The 21,315-nt window shown below is 61.8% G+C and carries 18 protein-coding genes and 1 pseudogene; 6 read left to right on the forward strand and 13 right to left on the reverse strand.

Features of this window, described 5'->3' with window-relative positions; translation table 11 throughout:
* Positions 1 to 12 precede the first annotated feature (12 nt).
* From LB568_RS18585 to LB568_RS18600, 4 genes are all read right to left on the reverse strand, one after another.
* Complete coding sequence (locus LB568_RS18585; RefSeq protein WP_224730932.1) at positions 13 to 1,332, reverse strand: ATP-binding protein; 1,320 nt, start codon at positions 1,330 to 1,332, stop codon at positions 13 to 15.
* On the reverse strand, positions 1,329 to 2,090 hold the full coding sequence (locus tag LB568_RS18590; protein WP_224730977.1) for a response regulator: 762 nt from the start codon (positions 2,088 to 2,090) through the stop codon (positions 1,329 to 1,331). The genes LB568_RS18585 and LB568_RS18590 overlap by 4 nt, the downstream gene beginning before the upstream one ends.
* A gap of 17 nt (positions 2,091 to 2,107) precedes the next feature.
* Positions 2,108 to 2,965: a MipA/OmpV family protein gene (locus tag LB568_RS18595; RefSeq protein WP_224730933.1), complete on the reverse strand. Its 858-nt coding sequence runs from the start codon at positions 2,963 to 2,965 to the stop codon at positions 2,108 to 2,110.
* Positions 2,966 to 3,140: 175 nt separating this feature from the next.
* A complete protein-coding gene (locus LB568_RS18600; protein ID WP_140575880.1) occupies positions 3,141 to 4,103 on the reverse strand; it encodes an AraC family transcriptional regulator in 963 nt (320 codons plus the stop codon).
* A 207-nt stretch (positions 4,104 to 4,310) separates the two neighbouring features.
* Here LB568_RS18600 and LB568_RS18605 point away from each other — a divergent pair, with 207 nt between their 5' ends.
* The 3 genes from LB568_RS18605 (at position 4,311) to LB568_RS18615 (ending at position 6,643) form a co-directional block, all read left to right on the forward strand.
* On the forward strand, positions 4,311 to 5,081 hold the full coding sequence (locus LB568_RS18605) for an alpha/beta hydrolase (RefSeq protein ID WP_140575878.1): 771 nt from the start codon (positions 4,311 to 4,313) through the stop codon (positions 5,079 to 5,081).
* Positions 5,082 to 5,224: 143 nt separating this feature from the next.
* Positions 5,225 to 6,085, forward strand: a complete 861-nt coding sequence (locus LB568_RS18610) for an alpha/beta fold hydrolase (protein ID WP_041164816.1) — start codon at positions 5,225 to 5,227, stop codon at positions 6,083 to 6,085.
* A 63-nt stretch (positions 6,086 to 6,148) separates the two neighbouring features.
* Positions 6,149 to 6,643, forward strand: a complete 495-nt coding sequence (locus LB568_RS18615; protein WP_224730934.1) for a DUF302 domain-containing protein — start codon at positions 6,149 to 6,151, stop codon at positions 6,641 to 6,643.
* Positions 6,644 to 6,863: 220 nt separating this feature from the next.
* Here the strand turns inward: LB568_RS18615 and sucD are convergent, their stop codons facing one another.
* The 5 genes from sucD to LB568_RS18640 form a co-directional block, all read right to left on the reverse strand.
* On the reverse strand, positions 6,864 to 7,763 hold the full coding sequence (gene sucD, locus LB568_RS18620) for a succinate--CoA ligase subunit alpha (RefSeq protein WP_013894915.1): 900 nt from the start codon (positions 7,761 to 7,763) through the stop codon (positions 6,864 to 6,866).
* A gap of 14 nt (positions 7,764 to 7,777) precedes the next feature.
* On the reverse strand, positions 7,778 to 8,962 hold the full coding sequence (locus LB568_RS18625) for a malate--CoA ligase subunit beta (RefSeq protein WP_224730935.1): 1,185 nt from the start codon (positions 8,960 to 8,962) through the stop codon (positions 7,778 to 7,780).
* Positions 8,963 to 8,986: 24 nt separating this feature from the next.
* Positions 8,987 to 9,964 (reverse strand): HpcH/HpaI aldolase/citrate lyase family protein, encoded by a 978-nt coding sequence (locus LB568_RS18630; protein WP_013894917.1) that lies wholly within the window; start codon positions 9,962 to 9,964, stop codon positions 8,987 to 8,989.
* 13 nt (positions 9,965 to 9,977) lie between these two features.
* Positions 9,978 to 11,168: an aminotransferase class V-fold PLP-dependent enzyme gene (locus tag LB568_RS18635; protein ID WP_224730936.1), complete on the reverse strand. Its 1,191-nt coding sequence runs from the start codon at positions 11,166 to 11,168 to the stop codon at positions 9,978 to 9,980.
* Positions 11,169 to 11,305: 137 nt separating this feature from the next.
* A complete protein-coding gene (locus tag LB568_RS18640) occupies positions 11,306 to 11,974 on the reverse strand; it encodes a LuxR C-terminal-related transcriptional regulator (RefSeq protein ID WP_023779197.1) in 669 nt (222 codons plus the stop codon).
* Positions 11,975 to 12,347: 373 nt separating this feature from the next.
* Between LB568_RS18640 and mgtE the strand changes: the two genes are divergently transcribed.
* Positions 12,348 to 13,760 (forward strand): magnesium transporter, encoded by a 1,413-nt coding sequence (gene mgtE / locus LB568_RS18645; RefSeq protein ID WP_013894920.1) that lies wholly within the window; start codon positions 12,348 to 12,350, stop codon positions 13,758 to 13,760.
* Positions 13,761 to 13,960: 200 nt separating this feature from the next.
* Here the strand turns inward: mgtE and LB568_RS18650 are convergent.
* Positions 13,961 to 15,454, reverse strand: a pseudogene (locus LB568_RS18650) (putative bifunctional diguanylate cyclase/phosphodiesterase); the annotation flags it as partial.
* 162 nt (positions 15,455 to 15,616) lie between these two features.
* Positions 15,617 to 17,374, reverse strand: coding sequence for an ATP-binding protein (locus LB568_RS18655; RefSeq protein WP_224730938.1), 1,758 nt, complete (start codon positions 17,372 to 17,374; stop codon positions 15,617 to 15,619).
* Between the two features lie 433 nt (positions 17,375 to 17,807).
* On the opposite strand from LB568_RS18655, the gene LB568_RS18660 reads away from it, so the two are divergent.
* Entirely contained in the window at positions 17,808 to 18,194 is a 387-nt protein-coding gene (locus LB568_RS18660) for a MerR family transcriptional regulator (protein WP_006203215.1), read from the forward strand.
* Between the two features lie 213 nt (positions 18,195 to 18,407).
* Here the strand turns inward: LB568_RS18660 and LB568_RS18665 are convergent, their stop codons facing one another.
* Together LB568_RS18665 and LB568_RS18670 are read right to left on the reverse strand one after the other, a co-directional pair.
* On the reverse strand, positions 18,408 to 18,884 hold the full coding sequence (locus tag LB568_RS18665; protein WP_224730939.1) for a methyltransferase family protein: 477 nt from the start codon (positions 18,882 to 18,884) through the stop codon (positions 18,408 to 18,410).
* Complete coding sequence (locus tag LB568_RS18670) at positions 18,881 to 19,879, reverse strand: heparan-alpha-glucosaminide N-acetyltransferase (protein WP_224730940.1); 999 nt, start codon at positions 19,877 to 19,879, stop codon at positions 18,881 to 18,883. Before LB568_RS18670 ends, LB568_RS18665 begins: the two co-directional genes overlap by 4 nt.
* 236 nt (positions 19,880 to 20,115) lie before the next feature.
* On the opposite strand from LB568_RS18670, the gene LB568_RS18675 reads away from it, so the two are divergent.
* On the forward strand, positions 20,116 to 21,315 hold the full coding sequence (locus tag LB568_RS18675) for an MFS transporter (protein WP_013894924.1): 1,200 nt from the start codon (positions 20,116 to 20,118) through the stop codon (positions 21,313 to 21,315).

Consider the following 21,315-nt stretch of genomic DNA (forward strand, 5'->3'; position numbering starts at 1 on the left):
ACGGTGGCCGTCCTATAAGGGCTGGACGTTTGGTCCGTTCGGCAGATCGATCGTAACAACGAGGCCGTTCGGCTCGTTGTCATGCAACTCGATCTTGCCGCCGTGGCCCTGGATGATGTCCGCCACGATCGAGAGGCCCAGGCCGAAACCGTGCTTCGAGGCAACGCCGCGCGACATGTCTTCCTTGAAGAACGGTTCGAAAACGCTGGAGCGTGCCGTCATCGAAATGCCCGGCCCGTCGTCGCCGACTGCGATGCGCGCCGCTGTGTCGGCCTGCGTCAATGCAACGGTGACGTTGCCGGCGAATTTGACCCCGTTGTCGCACAGATTGGTGATCGCACGCGCCAGCGCATTGGGCTTGCACCAGCCCAGGAGTCTGTCCGGTCCGGAATAGGTAACCGAGAACCCGACATCGGAGAATTCGGCACAAACGGTTTGCAGCACGCTGGCAATGTCTGCCCGCTGAAGTTTCTCCGTCGAGACATCGTTGCGCAGATAGGTCAGCGTCTCGTCGATCAGATCTTCTATGTGCTGGACATCGGACAGTATGGCGGTTCGGACCGACCCATCATCCATGCGCTCGGCGCGAAGCCGCAGCCGCGTCAACGGTGTGCGCAGATCATGGCTGACGCTGCGCAGCATGCGCGTGCGGTTTTCGATCATCGTGCGGATACGCCTCCGCATCGTGTTCAGGGCGCGCGCCAGGCCGACCATTTCGATCGAGCCGTGTTCGGCGAAAAGCTCGTTGCCATTCTCGATCTCGGCTTCCCCCACCGCCGCCGAGATGCGCTTCAATGGGTCGGTCACGGCCCATACCGCAAACAGCCAGATCAGGACGGGCAAGGCGACAAAAGCCATGAATCGGTAGAACAAGGCACGGACGAAGCCTGATGTCAGCCAGGAATCGGGCATGCCGAAGTGAGCCAGGACGCTCTGCTGGTCCAGATCGACGACATACGCGTATTGGCCGTCGATCCTTGTCCAGTGCCCATCACCCCTGTCGATTGCGAAGAGCCATTCGATGCTCCGCGATTGCAGATAGGAAAAGGGAATAGTGTGGGTCTGTTCCTTGGGCATGATCTTGAAATCGAAGCCTGCCCGCGTTGCCGTTGCCAGAAGGGCACCACGGGCTTCGCTCGGTGTTTTGCGCAACAGGGCGGCGACAATGGCGGCCCGCCTTTCGCAATCTTCCACAACGGGAAGGTCGACATTCTCTATCCAACCTTCGACGACCGATCCGACCGACATGATCACAATCACCGCGGTGAAAATGATTGCCGCAAACTGCCCGCGGACCGACTGCGGCAGGAAACGCCGGGCCAAATCCCTCACGCTTCCTCCACAGTCGCGGTGAAAATGTAGCCACCCAGCCGGACCGTCCTCAGAAGCACCGGGTCGCGTGCGTCCTTTTCGATCTTCTGGCGGATGCGGCTGACATGGACATCGACGCTTCGCTCGATCGGGCCGGCAAGTCCGGCATGGGTTACGCTGAGAAGTTCCTCGCGCGACAGAACCCGGCCTGGATTGCGGCAGAACGCAAGCAACAGATCGAATTCGTGCGTCGTGGTCGCAACCCGCGCATTGCTCGGGTCATGCAATTGCCGGCGAACGGGATCGAGGCGCCAGCCGTTGAAGCGAAGCACTTTCGATCGATCCCGCTCTTCGGGAGCGTAGGCCGTACGGCGCAGCAACGCCCGTATCCTTGCCGTCAGTTCGCGCGCGCTGAACGGTTTCGTCACATAGTCGTCGGCACCGATCTCCAGTCCGAAGATGCGATCGATTTCCTCGCCAAGCGCCGTCAGCATCAGGATCGGAACATTCGTGTGCGCGCGAAGACGGCGGCAGATGCTGAGGCCGTTTTCACCAGGCAGCATGATATCGAGCACGATCAGGTCGAATTTCTGGTTGAGAAGCGCGGCGTTCATCCGGGCGCCGTTGCCGGCGATTTCCACGATCATGCCGTTTTCGGTGAGCGTCTCGCCCAGCATACGCGCGATCTCGACATCGTCTTCGACAATGAGGACATGCGACCCTTGCCTCGGCGATTTGAACTCTGCGTTCAAATCGATCCGGTTTGCCGCAGCCTGCATTGCACCATGTGTTGGCATCAAAACCGATATCCGACGAGAAGCATCCCCGAGGGCTGGACCTTCTCGACCACAACAGGGCTGTCGGCGGCGTCACCCAAGAGAATGCCGACCCCCGCCTGGCCGCGCACCATCCAGTTCTGATTGAGCATATATGTGGCGGAAATCGAAAAATCGGCGCGCTTTAACCCGGCGCCGGCATCATAGCGCGCCAACCCCGAGCGGGCCGATTGTTCCGGCGTGACGCCAAAGTAGGCCTGCATGTATTTTTCGTCGGCGAAGATGACCGATGCGCCGGCGCCGACGATCAACGATTGCGACAGCGGCCGGGTCACCTCGATCCCGATCGTGCCCTCTATGCCATCGCTGCCGCCGATGGTCTTGTCCAACTGTGCGAAGATTTCCGCCGGGCCGAACTTCATCGCGGCCTTCGCGCCGACGATCGCGCCCATGTCGACATCGCCCAGGCCGCGCAGGTGATCGGCATCGTCTTCCTTGCGGCCCATGTCATAGCCAAGCCGCGCACTGAATTCGAACGGCCCTTGTTCATAGAGGGCGATGTTGGCGCCCGTCGGGTCGATCCTCACCGTGTCGAGAAATGTCGCCGATACGAAGGGCACCGGCATGACCTTGAACTCGTTGCTGCCCTCATATTTGGGGACGATGATGGCGCCGCCGCCAAGGACGACATGCCAGTCGGCCAGTTTCTGTTCGAACCGCCCGAAACGCGAAGGCTCGGGCGGCGGGGTCAAGTCTTCTTCGGTATCGACGGCAATAGCGTCCGCCGCCAGTACGATCTCCGGATGCGTTGAAAACAGGATTGTCATCGCCGCGAGAGAGGCTCGGCCGGCGAACATTCCAGACACGATTTTGAACATGCATGCTCCAGAGCAGCGAGGCAGTAAGTGCCCCTGATGCTCGGACTATTTCAAATGAAAGTGGCTGCATGCGTGAAGTGATGTTAAGTTTTGTTGCGCAATCTTGGCCTGATCTTGGCTCCATGCGCGCGGCTCTGGTTGCCGCGCACGCTCGACTATCCCCAAGCGCGGGAGCTCAATCGACGACTTCTGCTTCCAGATCGTCCCCTTGCCTCCGGCCACCGTCAGAGCGGCGAAATGCTCGGTAGCGGCCGGGCGATAGGCCGTGATGTCGATGGAACAGCTTCGAAAACGCGGCCGCGGTCTCATAGCCGACACGGGCCGCAATCCGTGCAATCCCCTCGTCGCTGGTTTCGAGCAGAAAAGCGGCCTCCGACATCCGGCGTGAGATCAGATAACGGTACATGGGCTCGCCAACGAGCTTGGTGAAGCGAGCCGAAAACGCCGACCGACCAAGTCCCACGCTTTGCCCGAGCTCGCCAATCGTCCAGGGCCGATCCGGTCGTTCGTGGATCAACTGAAGTGCCGGTCCTATGTGCGGATCCGCCATCGCCCCCAGCCACCCGCCTTCTCCGGGGCCGAGCGACTTGATCCAGCTCCGCAACACCTCAACGAAGAGCACTTCAGTCAGACGCGAGAGCGCGACGCCTTGTCCGGGACGCTCGAACGCTGCCTCGCTCACCATGCGTTGTAGAATCGCCTCGAGCCATCCACCGTCTTCCGTCGGTTTCAGCAGAAGCAGGGGCGGAAGCAATTCCAAAACGCTGCCGCGCGAGGGCCGTGCCACTGTGAAATTACCACAAATCATCGTCGCGAGCGGCTGCGCGCTGTCTCCGTGACGAACGATGCCAAGACGCCCAGCTAGCCGATCGATATCGACAATCGGTAACGGCTCTGTCCGGCTATCCGAGTAGATCACATGAGGCTCGCCACGCGTGACGACAACAAAGTCGCCCTCGGTCATGTGGAGTTCTCCCCCCTGATCGAGCGCGAGGGTGGCTGAGCCACGACTGAGATAATGGAACAGGGCGTATGGGCGCGCTGGCAATGCCAGATTCCATGGATGGCCGAGCTCGAAGTGGAAGAGCAGGGTGCCACCGAGGCGGACGCGATCAAGCACTTGGGCGAGGATGTCCATCCCCCGATGCTAATACGACGGACGGTCAGACACAATATTCGGACGATTGATGCCTAACGTCCGAATGCCCCACGTACTAACTGATCCCAAGTCGAGCCAACAGGTCGCGGAGCAAACCCGCAAACGGCAGATGGAAGAACCGCGACTTGTGCCGACACATCTGTCCTTTCCCGGACCCGCGTCGTCCGTATCTCAACAGGAGCACCAATGCGAAATCTTCTCCTCTCGGTCGCCACCGTCCTCATGGCCGGAGCAACAGTTGCCGCCCCCGCCCAATCAGCTCAACTGCCCAAGGGGGCGGCTCACAATATCGTGCTCGTCCATGGCGCTTTCGTAGACCAGACGAGTTGGAAGCCGGTTGCCGATATCCTCACGAAGAAGGGCTACAACGTAACGCTCGTCGAAAACCCGCTCACCTCCCTCGCGGCGGACGTCGATGCCACCAAACAGGCGCTCGCCAAACAGGACGGCAAGACCGTTCTCGTTGGCCACTCCTGGGGCGGTGTGGTCATCACGCAGGCAGGTGAAGATCCCAAGGTGTCGGCGCTCGTCTATGTCTCCGCATTCGCGCCCGACGTGGGAGAATCCCTGGCGAGCCTGGCCAAGAGCGGTCCGGCAACCGAAGGCGGCGCGGCGATTCATCCCGACGAAAAGGGCAACCTCTACATCGATCCCAAAGTATTTCCTTCGGCAGTCGCGGCCGATCTTCCTCCTGAGATCGCCGAATCCCTGGCAAACCATCAGCTGCCGTTGAACCACACGGCGTTCGAGGCTCCCGTCGATACGGCAGCCTGGCACGACAAGCCGACATTCTATGTGATCAGCACGAAGGACAAGGTCATTGCACCCGAGGTCCAGAAGATCTTCGCTACCAGAATGAAGGCCCATACGACGGAGGTCGCCGGCAGCCACGCCTCCCTGGTCGTCCACGCCAAGGAAGTCGCCGCGGTGATTGAAAAGGCCGCACTCGTGAAGTGACGATACCGCTCCCGGCACTTTCGTGCCGGGAGCAACCACCCGTGCTCGACCGGCTACGAAATGCCTTGGGCCGCGAGCGGCTCAAACTTGGCCAAAACCGCACCAGCTACTCGATTATTTATGCCAAGCATCCGGAGGATGACATGACTGAACTCGACACCGCGAGCCAGAACGCCGCCACTCTAGAAACGGCGCCCACCCTTTACATCGAAGGCGGCGGAATCCGCTTCGCCTATCGCCGCCTCGGCCCATCGACCGGAACGCCGCTGGTTCTCCTGCAGCATTTCTCGGGCAACATCGATGCGTGGGACCCCGCCGTCGTCAATGCCCTGGCCACCGATCGACCGGTGGTCGTTTTCGACAATGCCGGGGTCGGCCGCTCGACAGGCCAAACGCCCGACAACATCGCGGCGATGGCCGCAGACGCGGTCGCCTTTATCAACCTGCTCGGCCTCTCCCAAGTCGACCTGCTGGGCTTTTCCCTCGGCGGCTTCATCGCGCAGCAGATCGCCGCCGAGCACACAACGCTGGTGCGCAAGCTCATCCTCGTCGGCACCGCTCCGAAAGGCGGAGAGGAACATCTGTTGGCGGTTCTGCAGGACGCGTTTTCCCAAACCGACGCGCCGGACCCCCGCCTGCCGCTGTTCTTCACGAAGTCGTCCGCCAGCCAGTCGGCCGGCCTGGCGTTCCTGAAGCGGGCGAAGGCGCGCGGGGAAGATCGGGACACCGATAATGGCGGCGCGGTGACGGATCCACAGGCCAAGGCGCTTATTACCTGGTGCGCCACACCTGATCCCGAGCACGCTATTCTGCGCGCCATCCATCAGCCCGCCCTTGTGGTCAGCGGCAGCCACGATACCATGCTGCCGGCGGACAACGCCTATGCAATGTTCAAGGCTCTAAGCAACGCTCAGCTGGTCCTCTATCCCGATTCCGGCCACGGCGCCCTGTTTCAGTACCACGAATTGTTCGTCAGCCACGTCCGGACCTTCCTGGAAGCGTAATCAGCGGTGGTCACGGCGCGATCGGTCGCCCCTTTATTCCTGAGAGCTGTTGCGGAGAAAGAAATGACAATCGCAAAGGTCGAGGTTGAGCGTTTCAGCCTGACGTGTTCCAAACCATTCGACGCCGTTGTGGCCGCGCTCAAGTCAGCGGTCGGGCAACCTGACATGGTCGAATTTTTCAAGGCGACGAGGGCTGCAAATTCCTTCTCGGATTTGGAGCGCGTTGTGCAAAGCGGCCTCGGCCGAACAGGTCTCATGCTCTTCGGGGAATTCGACTTGGGCGCCATTCTGCGCCGCGAAACTGGAACCGAGACTCCCAAGAGCATGCGGTTCCTGGTGGGCAATCCACTCATCATGAAAGAAATGGTCAAGCACGTTCCCGATGCTGGATCTTACGCTCCAGTCACAGTCCTTGTTGATGAACGTCTCGATGGCGTTCATGTCTCCTACGACAAAATGGAGAGTTGTCTGCTCCCTTATGGCAGTTTGGAGGCCCTTGCCGTCGCTCGCGATCTTGATGCGAAAATCACAACCTTGCTGCGCGAATGCGCGCACTAGGCTCATGGTGACGCTTCAAGCGGCAGGTTACGCCCACGTATTTGGCCATGACATAGCATTGGCGCTGCTGCCGCTGGGCTTGGAACGCCCGGTACGGCGCTGGAGGTTTCAATTCTCGGCGAGCGGCGCCCGGCAAGGGTGATCGCCGACTCTCCTTATGACACGGAACGATCGCGCGGGCGTGTGTGAAGGACACCGCCAGCGTGGAGAGACCCTGAAATCAGGCCGCCTTCTTCATCCTGGCCAGCGTATCGGCCACCACCTCGCCAAACGATGACGGCGTCGGCACGATGATGACGCCGGCCTCCTTCAGGATTTCGACCTTCTCCTGCGCCGACTCGCCGAAGGCGGAGATGATGGCGCCGGCATGGCCCATGCGTCGGCCCTTTGGGGCGGAAAGTCCGGCAATGTAGGCGATCAGCGGCTTCCTCATATTGTCGCGCGCCCAGATCGCGGCTTCCGCCTCCTGCGGTCCGCCGATCTCGCCGATCATCACCACGGCGTCGGTCTCGTCGTCCTGCTCGAACAGCTTCAGAATGTCCTTGAAGGACGAGCCGTTGATCGGGTCGCCGCCAATGCCGACGCTGGTCGACACACCGATGCCGAGCGCCTTCATCTGCGAGGCCGCCTCGTAGCCCAGCGTGCCGGAGCGTCCGACGATGCCGATGCGGCCGGGCAGGTAGATGTTGCCGGGCATGATGCCCATCAGCGCCTGTCCGGGCGTGATCACGCCGGCGCAGTTCGGGCCGACGAGCCGCATGCGGTCCTCGAAGCGGTAGCGGCGCATGTAGCGCTTGACCTGCATCATGTCCTGCGAGGGGATGCCGTCGGTGATGCAGACGCAGAGTTTTATCCCGGCGTCTGCTGCTTCCATGATCGAATCGGCGGCGAAGGGCGGCGGCACGAAGACGATGCTGGCCTCGGCGCGGGTCTCGCGCACCGCGCCCTTGACCGTGTTGAAGACGGGCAGGCCGAGATGCTTCTGGCCGCCCTTGCCGGGGGTGACGCCGCCGACAAGCTTGGTGCCGTAGCGTTTCATGTCCTCGGCGTGGAAGCTGCCGATCTTGCCGGTGAACCCCTGGACGATGACGCGGGTGCTGCGGTTGAGCAGGATTGCCATTTTCTCGACCTCCCTCAGGCTGCTTTTTTCTTGGCGGCCGCGCGCCATGCGGCGACGGCTTTTTCGGCGGCTTCGGCCAGCGTGTCGGCGACGATCACCGCCTCGCCGGAATCGGCCAGGATGCGGCGCCCTTCCTCGGCCTTGGTGCCGGAGAGCCGCACCACCAATGGCACGTTGACGCCGACCTCGCGGATCGCCTTGATGACGCCTTCGGCGACCCAGTCGCAGCGGTTGATGCCGGCGAAGATGTTGACCAGGATGGTCTCGACATTCTTGTCGCCGAGCACGGCGCGGAACGATTTCGCCACCCGCTCGGGCGAGGCACCGCCGCCGATGTCGAGGAAGTTCGCCGGCTCGCCGCCGGCGATCTTGATCATGTCCATCGTCGCCATGGCGAGGCCCGCGCCATTGATGATGCAGCCGATGTTGCCGTCGAGGCCGACATAGGAGAGGCCGCGGTCGCTGGCGAAGGTCTCGCGCGGGTCTTCCTGGCTCTTGTCGCGCAGTTCGGAGATTTCCGGCCGCCGGAACAGCGCGTTCTCGTCGAACGACATCTTGGCGTCGAGCGCGATCAGATTGCCGTCGCGGGTCACCACCAGCGGATTGATCTCCAGCATGGAAGCGTCGTAGTCGCGAAACACCTGATAGCAGCTGAAGATGGTCTCGGTCGCCTTGCCGATCAAATCGTGGTCGAGGCCGAGCCCGAAGGCGATCTCGCGCGCCTGGAACCGCTGCATGCCGACGCCGGGATCGACCGATGTGCGCAGGATGGAATCGGGCGCCTTCTCGACGATGTCCTCGATCTCCATGCCGCCGGCGGCCGACGCCACGATCATGACGCGCTCTTCCTTGCGGTCGAGGACGAAGCCGACATAGAGTTCCTGCGCGATGTCGACGGCTTCCTCGAGATAGAGCCTGGAGATCAGCTTGCCGCGTGGGCCGGTCTGCTGCGTCACCAGCTTGCGTCCCAACATCGCTTCGGCGGCACTCGAGATCTCCTCGTCATTGGCGCACAGCTTGATGCCGCCGGCCTTGCCGCGCGCGCCGGAATGCACCTGCGCCTTCAGCACCCATTTGCCGCCGCCGATCTCGCGCGCCCGGTAGGTCGCCTGTTCGGGGCTGTAGGCCAGCCCACCGCGCGGCACATGCACGCCGTACCGTGCCAGCAGTTCCTTGGCCTGATATTCGTGGATATCCATTTTGTCCTCCCTGAACAGTCAAAGTCAAAGTGCTGCGACGCGCGGCTCTCGTTGGCTAAGTTGGCCTGCGCGCTCGATCGCTTCGTTGACCACCAATACGTTTCTGGCCATGCGCTCCGAGGCGGCGTCGATCATCTTGCCGTCGAGCGCGGCCGCTCCCTTGCCCTGCGCCTCGGCTTCCTTCAGCACTTCGAGGATGCGCCTGGCGCGCGTGACCTCTTTTTCCGGCGGCGAGAAGACGTCGTTGGCGAGTACGATCTGCGAGGGATGGATCGCCCATTTGCCTTCGATCCCGAGTGCCGCGGCGCGCCTGGCCCCAGCTATGTAGCCTTGCGGATCGGAGAAATCGCCGAACGGCCCGTCGATGGCGCGAAGCCCATAGGCGCGGCAGGCGACGGTCATCCGCGACAGCGCGAAATGCCACTGGTCGCCGGGATAGTCGGGGTTGAGGCCGCCGATATTGACGGTGCGCGCCTTGCAGCTCGCCGCATAGTCGGCGACGCCGAAATGCATGGCTTCCAGCCGGCCAGGCGTCGCGGCGATCGCCTCGACATTGGCCATGCCGAGCGCGGTCTCGATCAGCGCTTCGAGGCCGACGCGGGTCTTGAAACCCTTGGCCATCTCGATCTGGTTGACCATGGCCTCGACCATATAGAGGTCGGCCGGGACGCCGACTTTCGGCACCAAGATGGTGTCCAGCCGGTCGCCGGCCTGTTCCATGACGTCGACCACGTCGCGGTACATATAGTGGGTATCCAGCCCGTTGATGCGCACCGAGACGGTCTTGCCCTTGGCGCGCCAGTCGATGTCGTTGAGCGCCTGGATGATGTTCTTGCGGGCGCGTTCCTTGTCGGGCGGCGCGACCGCGTCCTCGATGTCGAGGAAGACGAAGTCGGCGGCGCTGTTGGCCGCCTTGTCGATCATCTCGGGGCTGGAGCCGGGAACCGCCAGCTCGCTGCGCTGCAGCCTCAGTTTCTTCAAATGGTTGATGGTGTGGCTCATCGTCGGCTCCCTCTCACGCCGCTTCGGCGACCGGCACCGCGGCCGAGGCGCGAAAATGCTGGATGGCCGCGCCGACGCCGGAGCCCGGCGCCAGCCGCACGCCGCAATCGAGCAGCGCCATTTCGGCTGCCGACAGCGAGGCCAGCACCATCACCTCGTTCAGCCAGCCGAGATGGCCGATGCGGAAGACCTTGCCGAACACCTTGTTGAGGCCGCCGCCGAGCGATGTCTGGTAGGTGCGGTAGGCACGCTTGACGACGTCGCCGCTGTCGATGCCATCCGGCACCAGGATGGCGCTGACCGTATCGGAATGCCATTTCGGCGCCTTGGCGCAGAGTTTCAGGCCCCAGGCATCGACCGCCTTGCGCACGCCTTCGGCGAGGCGATGGTGACGGGCGAAGATAGTGTCGAGCCCTTCCTCGGCGATCAGGTCGAGCGAGGCGCGCAGGCCGCGCAGCAGCTGCGTCGCCGGCGTGTAGGGGAAATAGCCGGCGTCGTTGGCGCGGATCATGTCCTCGAAGGAGAAGAAGCAGCGCCGGTGGGCCGCAGTTCTCGATGCGACAAGCGCCTTCTTGCTCACCGACAGGAAGCCGAGGCCGGCGGGCAGCATGAAACCCTTCTGCGAGCCGCTGACGGCGCAGTCGACGCCCCATTCTTCCTGACGGAAGTCGATCGAGCCGATCGACGACACGCCATCGACGAAGAGCAGGGCAGGGTGGTTTGCCTCATCGAGCGCGGCGCGGCAGCCGGCGACGTCGCTGGTGACACCCGTAGCCGTCTCGTTCTGCGTGCAGAAGACCGCCTTGATGCGGTGCGTCTTGTCGGCCTTCAGCCTCTCCGCATAGAGTTCGAGCGGGACGCCGGTTCCCCATTCGCAGTCGATGACGTCGACCTCGAAACCCAGCCGCTCGGCCATGTCGACCCACAGATGCGAGAACTGGCCGAAGCGCGACATCAGCACGCGGTCGCCGGGGCTGAGCACATTGGTCATCGCCGCTTCCCAGGCGCCGGTGCCCGAGGACGGATAGATGAAGACGCGGCCGGTCTCGTTCTTGAAGACGCGTTTGATATCCTCGAACAGCGGCAAGGTGAGATCGGGGAAGGATGCGGCGCGCATGTCCTCCATCGGCAGGTTCATCGCTTGCCGGACCTGTTCGGGGATGTTGGTCGGCCCGGGAATGAAAAGATGGGTGAAACCGGCCATGGTGCGAACTCCTCCTGATCCAGCAAAGCGGTGATGGGGAGTTTCGTTTCGACGGCCAATGCCAACAACACCTTGGCGGGTAACATCTCGCCGCGCGCGGGTGGGGTGGGCCTACCCGGTTGGCCTACCCGCTTACCTTACCCGAAAGGCTGCTTCTGGGTGCGCCTCTCGCGTGAATAGAGCGCGACGGCCATCGCCCGGTTGCGGACGTCGAGCTTGTCGTAGAGATTCTTGAGGTGGTACTTCACCGTGTTCTCGGAAATGCCGGTCCGCGTCGCGATCTGCAGATTGGTCCAGCCGTCGGAAAGCACCGCGAGCAGCTCGCGCTCACGAACCGTGAGCTGCGCCAAGGGTGTGTCGTTGACCTTGTTGATGTCGATGTAAGGGATGCAGATGCGTCCGTGCGCGACCGCCAGGATCGTCTCGAAGATGATATGCGGATCGTCGAACTGGAAGCAGTAGCCCTGGGCTCCGAGCCGCACGCACTGCTTCAGGATGCCGATGTCATGGTCGTTTGAAAACACGGCGATGCGCACGGGGAGCTTGCTGGCCTGGATTTCGGCCAGGACATCGGCGCCGTCCATGTCAGCGAGCTTCCAGCCGATGACGGCGACGTCGAATTCGCGTGCCGTCGCCAGTTCCAGGAAATGCTTGCCGCTCTGCACCGATGCCAGGAGTTCGAAACGCCCGTCACATTCCAGCATTTCGCGCAGGGCCGATATGACGAGCGGATTGCGTTCGGCGACGACAACGCGAACGCGCCGGTCGCCAACTGCCTTGCTCGTTTTCCCGGGCTTGCTGTTCAAGGGCGGTTTTTGTCCTGGGCTGATCGTGCCGCAACTCGGAGGCCAGGCTTGAGGCCGGACCCGTATCATGACAATTCTGCCGCAATCGCGCCGGGGTGCTCTTTCCCCAGCGACATCGGCTGTCGCGCCGTCTGAAGCCGGGATTCGCTGGTTTTGATGGGATAGGCATTGCCAGGTCGGGCATAGGCGATGTGCTCGCCGGGTGGCGTGGAACAAGCGTTTCGTTTGATATTCCGTGCCTTAGGGCGATAAGTTCTCAAATCGAATCGCGTCTTCAAGCGAGATGCAACGGATTTCCGCGAAACCGGTTTTCGCTTTAAGGTTCTATGCTCTAGACCTAAGACAGAATTTTTCGGGACGGCGGGAGGCGCTGATGGAGGACAAGCAGACGACCTCCGCCAAGGCGGCTGACGACATCCACGCCGACATCTATGGCGAGGATGGCGCAGTGCTTTCGTCCTTCCTTGCCCAGATCGGGACCGCGATCGCCGACCGCGATACGCCGACGCTCAAGCATGAAGTCGACCACCTGCATCAGTCGGAACTCGGCGACCTGATCGAGGCGCTGCATCCCGAGCAGCGGCGGACCCTGGTCGAGCTCCTGGGCGCCGATTTCGACTTTTCCGCGCTGACCGAGGTCGACGAGGCGATCCGCATGGAGATCGTCGATCAGCTGCCCAATGCGCAGATCGCGCAGGCGGTGCAGGAACTCGATTCCGACGACGCGGTCTACATTCTCGAAGACCTCGAGAAGGAAGACCAGGACGAGATCCTGTCGCAGCTGCCGTTCACCGAGCGGATCAGGCTGCGCCGCTCGCTCGACTATCCGGAGGAGACCGCCGGGCGGCGCATGCAGACCGAGTTCGTCGCGGTGCCGCCGTTCTGGACCATCGGTCAGACCATCGACTACATGCGCGAGGACAAGAACCTTCCCGACCGCTTCAGCCAGATCTTCGTCATCGATCCGAGCTTCAAGCTGCTCGGCGCCATCGACCTCGACCAGATCCTGCGCACCAAGCGCACGGTCAAGGTCGAGGAGGTGATGCACGAGACCCGCCATGCCATCCCGGCCACCATGGACCAGGAAGAGGCGGCGCGGGAATTCGAACAGTATGACCTTCTGTCCGCCGCCGTCGTCGACGAGAACGAGCGACTGGTCGGCGTGCTGACCATCGACGATGTCGTCGACGTCATTCAGCAGGAAGCCGAGGAAGATCTGCTGCGCATGGGCGGCGTCGGCGACGAAGAGCTTTCCGACAGCATCCTTTCGACCTCGCGCTCGCGCGTTCCCTGGCTGCTGGTCAACCTCCTGACCGCATTCCTGGCGGCTTCGGTGATCGGCCTGTTCGATCACACGATCGAGCGGATCGTGGCGCTCGCCGTGTTGATGCCGATCGTGGCCGGCATGGGCGGCAATGCCGGTTCGCAGACCATGACCGTCACCGTGCGTGCGCTGGCGACCAGGGATCTGGACATCTACAATGCCGGCCGCATCATCCGCCGCGAAATGGGGGTGGGCTTCATCAACGGCATCGTTTTCGCCATCCTGATCGGCATCGTCGCGGCCGCCTGGTTCCACGATGCCAATCTGGGCGGCATCATCGCTGCGGCGATGATCATCAACATGTTCGTCGCCGCACTCGCCGGCATCCTGATCCCGCTGCTGCTCGACCGGTTCAAGATCGATCCTGCGGTGGCGTCGGCGGTCTTCGTCACCACGGTTACCGATGTCGTTGGTTTTTTTGCCTTCCTCGGCCTTGCCACTTGGTGGTTCGGCGTCCGCTAAAAGCGCGTCGCCACGAAACAGAAGGCAGCCGGCACTGTCAGCTTGCAGACCTGTCGGCCGATCTCCTCCTATCGCGAATGGCTTGCCCGTGCGCTGGCAATTCGCGTGACTGGCGTGCCGCGCGTAGGAAGTATCGCTCTGGAATCGTTTCCTAGGCCATACGCCGGCTTCAAATCCTCCAGCAGCAGCGGTTTGCCGAAATAATAGCCTTGCGCGCAGCTTATCCGGGTTGCGGCCAGCAGATAGGTGAGTTCCTCAAAGGTCTCGACCCCCTCCACTATGACAGACATGCCGAGCAACTGGCCAAGCGATTCAATCGCTTTGAGAATGGATTGGCTTCGCGGGCGCCTATGAACGTCCGTAATAAAGGAGCGATCCACCTTGATTTCGTCGGCCGTGATGTCGGCTAGCGCCGACAGCGAGGAATAGCCGACGCCGAAATCGTCGATCGAAACCCGGGCGCCTATCTCGCGAATCATCGGCAGGATACGATCCTGGAAGCTGCTCTTTGCGAGAAAGGCTTCCTCCGTCAGTTCCAGCATGAAGCGATCGGGATATCCGGTTGCATCGATGGAATCGATAAGCGAGCGCATGAACCGCGGATCGCCTGCCTGTTTTGCCGCTACGTTGATGCTGATCGACGCCTCATGCCCGAATGCGTCATTGATCCGATCGACCGAGTCGATGGTCTCGGTCAGGATCAGATGCGTCACCTCGTTCATGAGCCCCAGTTCAAGCGCAAGCTCGATGAAATCTCCCGGCGCCTGGATAACTCCGTCCTCGTCGCGCCATCTCAACAGAGCCTCGACACCGACGGTCGTTCCAGAACGGAAATCGACTTTCGGCTGATAGGCGCAGCACAGGCGCTTGTCGCGAATGGCGAAGCGCAGACGCTGTTCGAGCCGCGTTCTCTCGGCAATGGCGTGCTCCATGCTCCGATCGAAGAATTTCACGCTGCCCTTGGCGCTGCCCTTGCTCCGGTACATCGCGCTATCGGCATTCGTGCGCAGAAGGTCAAAGGTCGTTCCGTCCTTCGGATAAAGGCTGACGCCGATCGACGCCGATGAAAAGATTTCGAAGCCATCCGCATAGAACGGTTCCTTGAGGCTCTGCGATACCCGCTCGATGTCGCTCGCCAGTTCTTCCATCGCCCCGACTGGAGATATCAGCAGCACAAACTCGTCGCCGCCGATGCGCACGAGCATATCGGTCGGGCGTAGGTATCCCGAGAGACGCGTTGCAATCTTACCGAGAAGCAAGTCTCCAACCGTATGGCCATAATAGTCGTTGATGTGCTTGAAGCCGTCGAGATCGATGAAAGCCAAGGCAAACGGAGCACTGTCCGCGCCGATCAAGTCGGTAAAACTGCGCTCCATGAGGGCGCGGTTCGGCAGACCGGTCAGCTCGTCGAAAAAGGCCTGCTGGAACAGGTCATTCTCAAGTTCGCACTGGTCGGTAACGTCAAGCGACAAGGCTACGGTCAGGGGCGCTTCCTGATCGGCAACGTCGAAACGCAACGTGCGGATAACCCGGCCATCTACGATCAGATCCTTTGCCGGCGTGATATTACCCGCCGCGATCGTTCCCGCCCGGTTTGCGTAGACAATGTCGCCAGCCTGCGACAGGACAGTCAATCCGAAAGGTGCAGCTTGAAGAAGGTCGGCGAGCAGTGGCTGTTTTTCGGCGACGGTCATCAATCAGTCCACTTCAATTCGATTTGAATATCGCGGCGAAGACATAGCTTGTCCGTAGTTCCAAGGTGCGTTGCGTCCAAGGGATTGGTCGATGTACTCCAAGCCTTCGTTTTCATGCACGTGTTTTTCCAAAAACCGCCGTTTGGCCTTGGATGCCATGCACTAGCGTCGCAGGAGTCGATAGCGTGCCTCTTCGATCCGGCGGGAGCCGGCAGAGGCTGGCGTCTCGTGCGCTTCCCCCGCGGCGTGCGCTTCGGGAGGGGGTTCGTTCGGATACTCCGACTGCAGTTGGGGCGTTTCGAGAGCTGCTGGAGCATCATCCATCCAGGCCGACCGGTTCGTCGTCGCTTCACGCCAGCGATCGACAACCGACCTGACGAAATCGAAACGGCTCATATTCGATTTTTCGTCCCGCAGGGGGTTGGCCGAATCGCTGCGCGGTACCAGCCTCTCCGGCAATTCCTTGAAAGTCAGACGGGTCGGCAGCGGTACGGCTTCTCCAAAGCTGACGACCTCGCCAGTTCCCAGAGACGGAACGAAAGCAAGCAGATCGGCCGCGGCGTCCGAAACAGCCGAGCGCAGCAAGGTTTGGTCCTGGTCGTTCGCCATGCGCATCGCAAACAAGGTGCTGCACTGGGAGATGATGGTCGGATCGAGCTCGGCGGGGCGTTGCGTCACGAGTCCGAGACACACACCATATTTGCGCCCTTCCTTGGCAATGCGTGACAAGGCCCGCCGTGCCGGACCAAAGCCCAGAGAATGGTCGGCCGAGGCGTAACGATGGGCCTCCTCGCAGACCAAAAGCAACGGCATCGTGCCATCGCTCCACAAGCCGAAATCGAAAGCCAGCCGGGATACCACGCATACCACCGCGTCCACGACCTCCACCGGAAGACTCGCAAGCTGAAGGATGGTGATCGGACGGTCGTGTGATTCCAAACCGAACAAGTCGCTGAGCAAAGCCGCCATCGTATCGCCGCCGACATTCGCTCTCTCGAACATGAAGGCGTAGCGAGGATCATTCCTGATACTCTCGATGCGCAGCATCAGGCGGTTGTAGGTCATGCGCGAGGAGCGGTTCTCCAGCTTTCCCATCCGCTCGTCGATGAGCGACAAGAGATCCTGCAGGAGATAGGGAACCGGCGTATCGACGGTGAAACCCGAGATCCTCGAATCCTTCCTCTTCAAGGTCGACCGGGTCGCGGCCGCTCTGGAGTTGGAGTATGCGCCCTTTGCCATCGGGATGAGTTCGGCGAGTATCTCGGCCTGTTCGGGAACAACCGGCCGGCCGCCAAAGACAACGTCGGTGATCTCTTCAAAATTGAACAACCAGAACGGCAGTCTCAGAGTCCGGGCACTGACCACGTTGGCCTTGTCGCCAAAACACTTGCTATATTCGTTGTGACCGTCGAGCAGCAGTACCCGCATATTCGGCCGTGCTTTCATGAGCTCGCCGAGAATTACGGCAACACCACTCGACTTACCAACACCGGTCGATCCGAGAACCGCGAAATGTTTGGTCAGGAGGCTGTCGACATCGACATAGGCGGGGATAGTCGGGTCCTGGTTGAGCTGGCCAATGCAAATCGCGCGCGAATCCGACGGCGCATAGATCAGTCGCAGCTCCTCATTGGATACAATCCTGGCAGCATCCCCGATAGCCGGGTATTCTCGGACGCCGCGCTTGAATTGCGATATGCCATCGGCGTTGCGGCAGATTTCGCCCACCAGATCAATTCGCGCGACGGACTTATGGTTCGACGGATGCGTCTGTTCGGCCGAACCTCCCGAAACTTCCGTAATCATGCCGACAATCGTGTTCGATCCGGCATCGATCGTGAGAAACTTGCCGACGGTTGTCCGCTTGTCGACCTTCGTCGCGGGAACCGGCAGGCCAATGCGCGCTTCGGATCCGCGCACGGACAGAACCTGTCCGACTGACGTTACCGAACCATCGCCGCTGGAGCGGGACGGAGAGAAAGAATTGGCAGTCAAGGTAAAAGGCCCCCTGCAGTCACGTCTCACAGATCACGGTGCCATGGAATCGTTTTTTACCGGTTATGTTTTTGTCTCACTTAGAATTGTGACTAACGAAGAATAAACGATCCCGGGAGCAGTTCCGGGCATTGTAGTGCCTGGCCCGGATGCCCGGTTTTTCGAACTCTTCACGGTGCAGCAAGGAGGCTTGCGCGTGGCGAGGGATCGTTACTGCTCCGGGCGGCCTCAATTGACTTTTACGTAAATGCCATGCGACGCTCGCGCGGGGTGCCGTGTCGATTCCGGCGCGGCAAGGGTTTGGTTCCGACGAAAGGTGACGCACGGCGATCGCCTGGGGTTCCGGCACGGAGTGACAATGCGGGAATATTATTCGATCACCGAACTGACCCGCGAATTCGACGTGTCGACGCGGACACTGCGTTTCTATGAAGACGAAGGGCTGGTGCAGCCCGTGCGGCGTGGCCGCACGCGGCTGTTTCGTCCCTCCGACCGCCACCTCATCCGGCAGATCATGCGGGGAAAACGGCTCGGCTTCTCGATCAACGAGATCCGCGAAATCATCCAGATGTACAAGGAGCCGCCCGGCGAGGTCGGGCAACTCAAGCTGATGATCAAGCGGATCGAGGAAAAGCGCGAGGATCTCCGGCAAAAGCGCCGCGATCTCGAGGAGACGCTGGCCGAACTCGACCAGGCCGAGGAGTCCTGTGTGGAGCGGCTGGTGGAACTTGGGGTCAATACCTGAGGGGCCAGATTCTATCGCGCGTTTGAGCGACAAACGTTCGTGATTGGCCGGAGCGTTTCGAACTTCGTCATCCTCGGGTCTGCGCTGCGTCGCTGCGCTCCTTGCTCCGCCCGTGGATGACGACGGGATAGGCGTTCGGCCAATCGCCGAGGTATGCCGCCCCATCGGCCAAGAGCTGTCAAAATCTGTGCGCCGCGGAATACAGGCCCCGGCTCAAATCCAGCGTCGCACTCTCTTTGCGTAATCCCGGTATTTCTTGCCGAACTTCGCGGCCAGCACCTTTTCCTCGCCCTCGATGGCGACCTTCTGCGTGGCGAAAGCCGCGATGAACGCCATCGGCAGAAACCAGACGATGCCTGTGACGAAGGCGACGCCGATCAACAGCAGCGTGTTGGCCAGATACATCGGGTTGCGGGTGATGCCGAAGGGGCCTGACGTGACGAGATGGTCGGGCACCGCATTGGGATTGAGCGTCGTCTTGGCCCGGACCATCGTGCGGATCGCGGTGAACCAGAGTGCCGCGACGCCGAACAGCGCCACCCAGCCGGCGGCGAACAGGATGTCGCCCAGGAGGTCGCCGATCCAGGGCAGGGGATAGAGCATGCCGAGGATGATGCTGATGGCGATGGCGGCGGTGTAGATCACCGGCGGCCACGGTATCCCCCCTGGCTTCGGTTGGCTGTCGGTCATTGCTGTCCCCCCTCGGTCATCTTGTCGTCGGTCTGGGCCGTGCAGGTGCCGGCCAGATCGCCCAGATGTGCCTGCCATTGCGCAGTCTGATCGTTGTTGTAGAGCCGATCAAGCGAGGATTCACCCTCCAGCGTGTCGAGCATGCAGCTACAATAGCTCGAACAGAACTTGGCGTCGCGCGACTGTTCGCACGAGATCTGGCAGGTTTTCAGGAAATTCACCTGAGGGGTTTCGACCTTGGCTGGCATCACCTGCGAGAACAGCCAGACGCAACCGATCAGCAGCGGCTGGTGGATCAGGTAGAAGGCGAGGCTGTGTCGGCCGATGAAGACCAGCGGATTGGCCCAGCGGCCGGCCGCCAGGCTTGCCAGGCGCGCCCGTATGCCGGAAGCGGAGGCAAGTTTCGCGACACCGATGCCGACAAGCACCGCGCCGAACCATGGAAACAGCGGCACATAGTCGTTGGAACGAGGATTGATCGCCGACAGGCCTATCCACCACAGCCAGGGATGATCCAGGGCCTCGAAGCGCTGATAGACGGGCGCCGCGATAACCAGTGCCGCCACAAGCAGGGTCAGCAACGCCGGCAGGCGCAGGAAGGCGAGGCCGAGCAAGCTGGCGAGCGCGATCTCGTGCAGGATGCCGAAAAAGATGAAGCCGTCCGGCGTGGCGATGCGGGTGACGACCGAGATGGCCACCGCGGCGCCGGCAACCATGGCGAACCGCTTCCAGAAACCGTTCCAGCGGATTTGCCGGCCATGGGCGAGATACAGGCTGACGCCGACCAGGAACAGGAAGGTCGAAGCGATGCAGCGGGCGTAGATCTTCCACCAGCCGAAGGCGGTGAGGCCGGGGTCGGTGTAGCCGAAGAACTCCAGATCCCAGGTGAAGTGGTAGCTCGCCATGGCGAGCAGCGCGATGCCGCGCAGGATGTCTATGGCGACGATGCGCTTGGGCTGATCCTGGATGGGTGCGGTCGGCGTTTCAATGGTCATGGTCTCGCGATCTGATTCAGCCCCGCCTTGAGGACTATCACGGTTGGCCGGGACAGAAGAAGACCGGGTTCCTCGGCACGGCGCCGCGTGGGCGCAGGCCTCGTCGGATGCCGCTTTGGGCCAGCGCCGGAAAGGCTTTGACCAACCCGCTTTTCGCCACCTGCGCGTCGGTTTCCTCTTAATGGCCCGGAAACGACCAAGGCAGATTTCACCGGTGATTCTGCTTTGGGGAAGCAATGTCGACCCATGTGCGCCATCCGATCTGGCTCCCGGCCCTCAAGGCCGCGGACGCGCGCACCTTCGCCTCGCTCTATGCGGTCGAATCCTTCGCGCGCGCCACGGTGTCGAGCGTCATCCCGATCCAGGCCTACGAAATCCTCCACAACGAGCAGATGGTCTCGATCCTCTACACCATCGTGGCGCTGCTCGGCCTGTCGGTGACCTTGTTCATGCCGATGCTGATCCGCCGCTTTGCGCGGCGTTGGGTCTATACCGCAGGGGCTTGCCTGCTCGCCATCGGCTCGCTGTTCTTCGTCACCCACACGCTTGCCGGACAAGTAGCGGGGATGCTGTGCCGGGTGATGGGCGCCAGCGCGCTGTCGATCACGCTCAACCTCTACATCATGGACCACATCCGCAAGACCGACTTCATGCAGGCCGAATCGCTTCGCATGGCGTGGTCGATGTTTGCCTGGACCGGCGGGCCGACGCTCGGCATCTTCCTCTACGCGCATTTCGGCATCTGGGCCGCGCATGGTGCGGTGGCGGTGTTCGCAGTGGCCTTGCTGGCGCTGTTCTGGTTCTATCGGCTTGGTGACAACCAGTCGATCCAGCCGGGCAAGACACGACCGGTCAACCCACTCGCCAATATCGGCCGCTTCGTCGCGCAGCCGAGGCTGAGGCTGGCCTGGCTGATCGCTTTCGGACGCTCCTGCTTCTGGACGACCTTCTTCGTGTACGGCCCACTGTTCATGGTCATCACCGGGCAGGGCGATATCGCCGGCGGCCTGCTCGTCTCGGCCGGCAACGCGCTGTTGTTCATGGCCATCTTCTGGGGCAAGGCTGGAAAACGCTTTGGCGGCCGGCGCACCATGACGTTTGCCTATTTCGCCATGTCGGCGATGCTGCTGGCCGCGGGCACGGTGGGAGCGACCGCTCCGCTGGTGACCGGCGCTTTCCTGCTTGGCGGCGCGTTCTTCACCATCGCGCTCGATGCGCTGGGCTCGACGGCCTTCATGCGCTCGGTACGCTCCTACGAGCGCGCGCAGATGGCAGCCGTCTACCGCACCTATCTCGATTTTTCCGAGCTGACGCCGCCGCTGGTCTATTCCGTGGTGCTGATCTTCTTCGGGCTCGGCTCGGTGTTCGTCACGCTGAGCCTGCTGGCCGCGGTTTGCGGCTTCGTGACCTGGCGGTATCTGCCGAAGTCACTGTGA

Origin of the sequence: Mesorhizobium sp. B263B2A (genome assembly GCF_020165775.1) — a bacterium.
Taxonomy (GTDB): domain Bacteria; phylum Pseudomonadota; class Alphaproteobacteria; order Rhizobiales; family Rhizobiaceae; genus Mesorhizobium; species Mesorhizobium opportunistum.

Coding starts and splice junctions, on each gene's coding strand:
- LB568_RS18675 (WP_013894924.1), top strand. CDS start 20,116: ATGTCGACCCATGTGCGCCATCCGATCTGGCTCCCGGCCCTCAAGGCC.
- LB568_RS18660 (WP_006203215.1), top strand. CDS start 17,808: ATGCGGGAATATTATTCGATCACCGAACTGACCCGCGAATTCGACGTG.
- LB568_RS18670 (WP_224730940.1), bottom strand. CDS start 19,879: ATGACCATTGAAACGCCGACCGCACCCATCCAGGATCAGCCCAAGCGC.
- LB568_RS18590 (WP_224730977.1), bottom strand. CDS start 2,090: ATGCAGGCTGCGGCAAACCGGATCGATTTGAACGCAGAGTTCAAATCG.
- LB568_RS18615 (WP_224730934.1), top strand. CDS start 6,149: ATGACAATCGCAAAGGTCGAGGTTGAGCGTTTCAGCCTGACGTGTTCC.
- LB568_RS18635 (WP_224730936.1), bottom strand. CDS start 11,168: ATGGCCGGTTTCACCCATCTTTTCATTCCCGGGCCGACCAACATCCCC.
- sucD (WP_013894915.1), bottom strand. CDS start 7,763: ATGGCAATCCTGCTCAACCGCAGCACCCGCGTCATCGTCCAGGGGTTC.
- LB568_RS18625 (WP_224730935.1), bottom strand. CDS start 8,962: ATGGATATCCACGAATATCAGGCCAAGGAACTGCTGGCACGGTACGGC.
- LB568_RS18665 (WP_224730939.1), bottom strand. CDS start 18,884: ATGACCGACAGCCAACCGAAGCCAGGGGGGATACCGTGGCCGCCGGTG.
- LB568_RS18595 (WP_224730933.1), bottom strand. CDS start 2,965: ATGTTCAAAATCGTGTCTGGAATGTTCGCCGGCCGAGCCTCTCTCGCG.
- LB568_RS18630 (WP_013894917.1), bottom strand. CDS start 9,964: ATGAGCCACACCATCAACCATTTGAAGAAACTGAGGCTGCAGCGCAGC.
- LB568_RS18605 (WP_140575878.1), top strand. CDS start 4,311: ATGCGAAATCTTCTCCTCTCGGTCGCCACCGTCCTCATGGCCGGAGCA.
- LB568_RS18600 (WP_140575880.1), bottom strand. CDS start 4,103: ATGGACATCCTCGCCCAAGTGCTTGATCGCGTCCGCCTCGGTGGCACC.
- mgtE (WP_013894920.1), top strand. CDS start 12,348: ATGGAGGACAAGCAGACGACCTCCGCCAAGGCGGCTGACGACATCCAC.
- LB568_RS18610 (WP_041164816.1), top strand. CDS start 5,225: ATGACTGAACTCGACACCGCGAGCCAGAACGCCGCCACTCTAGAAACG.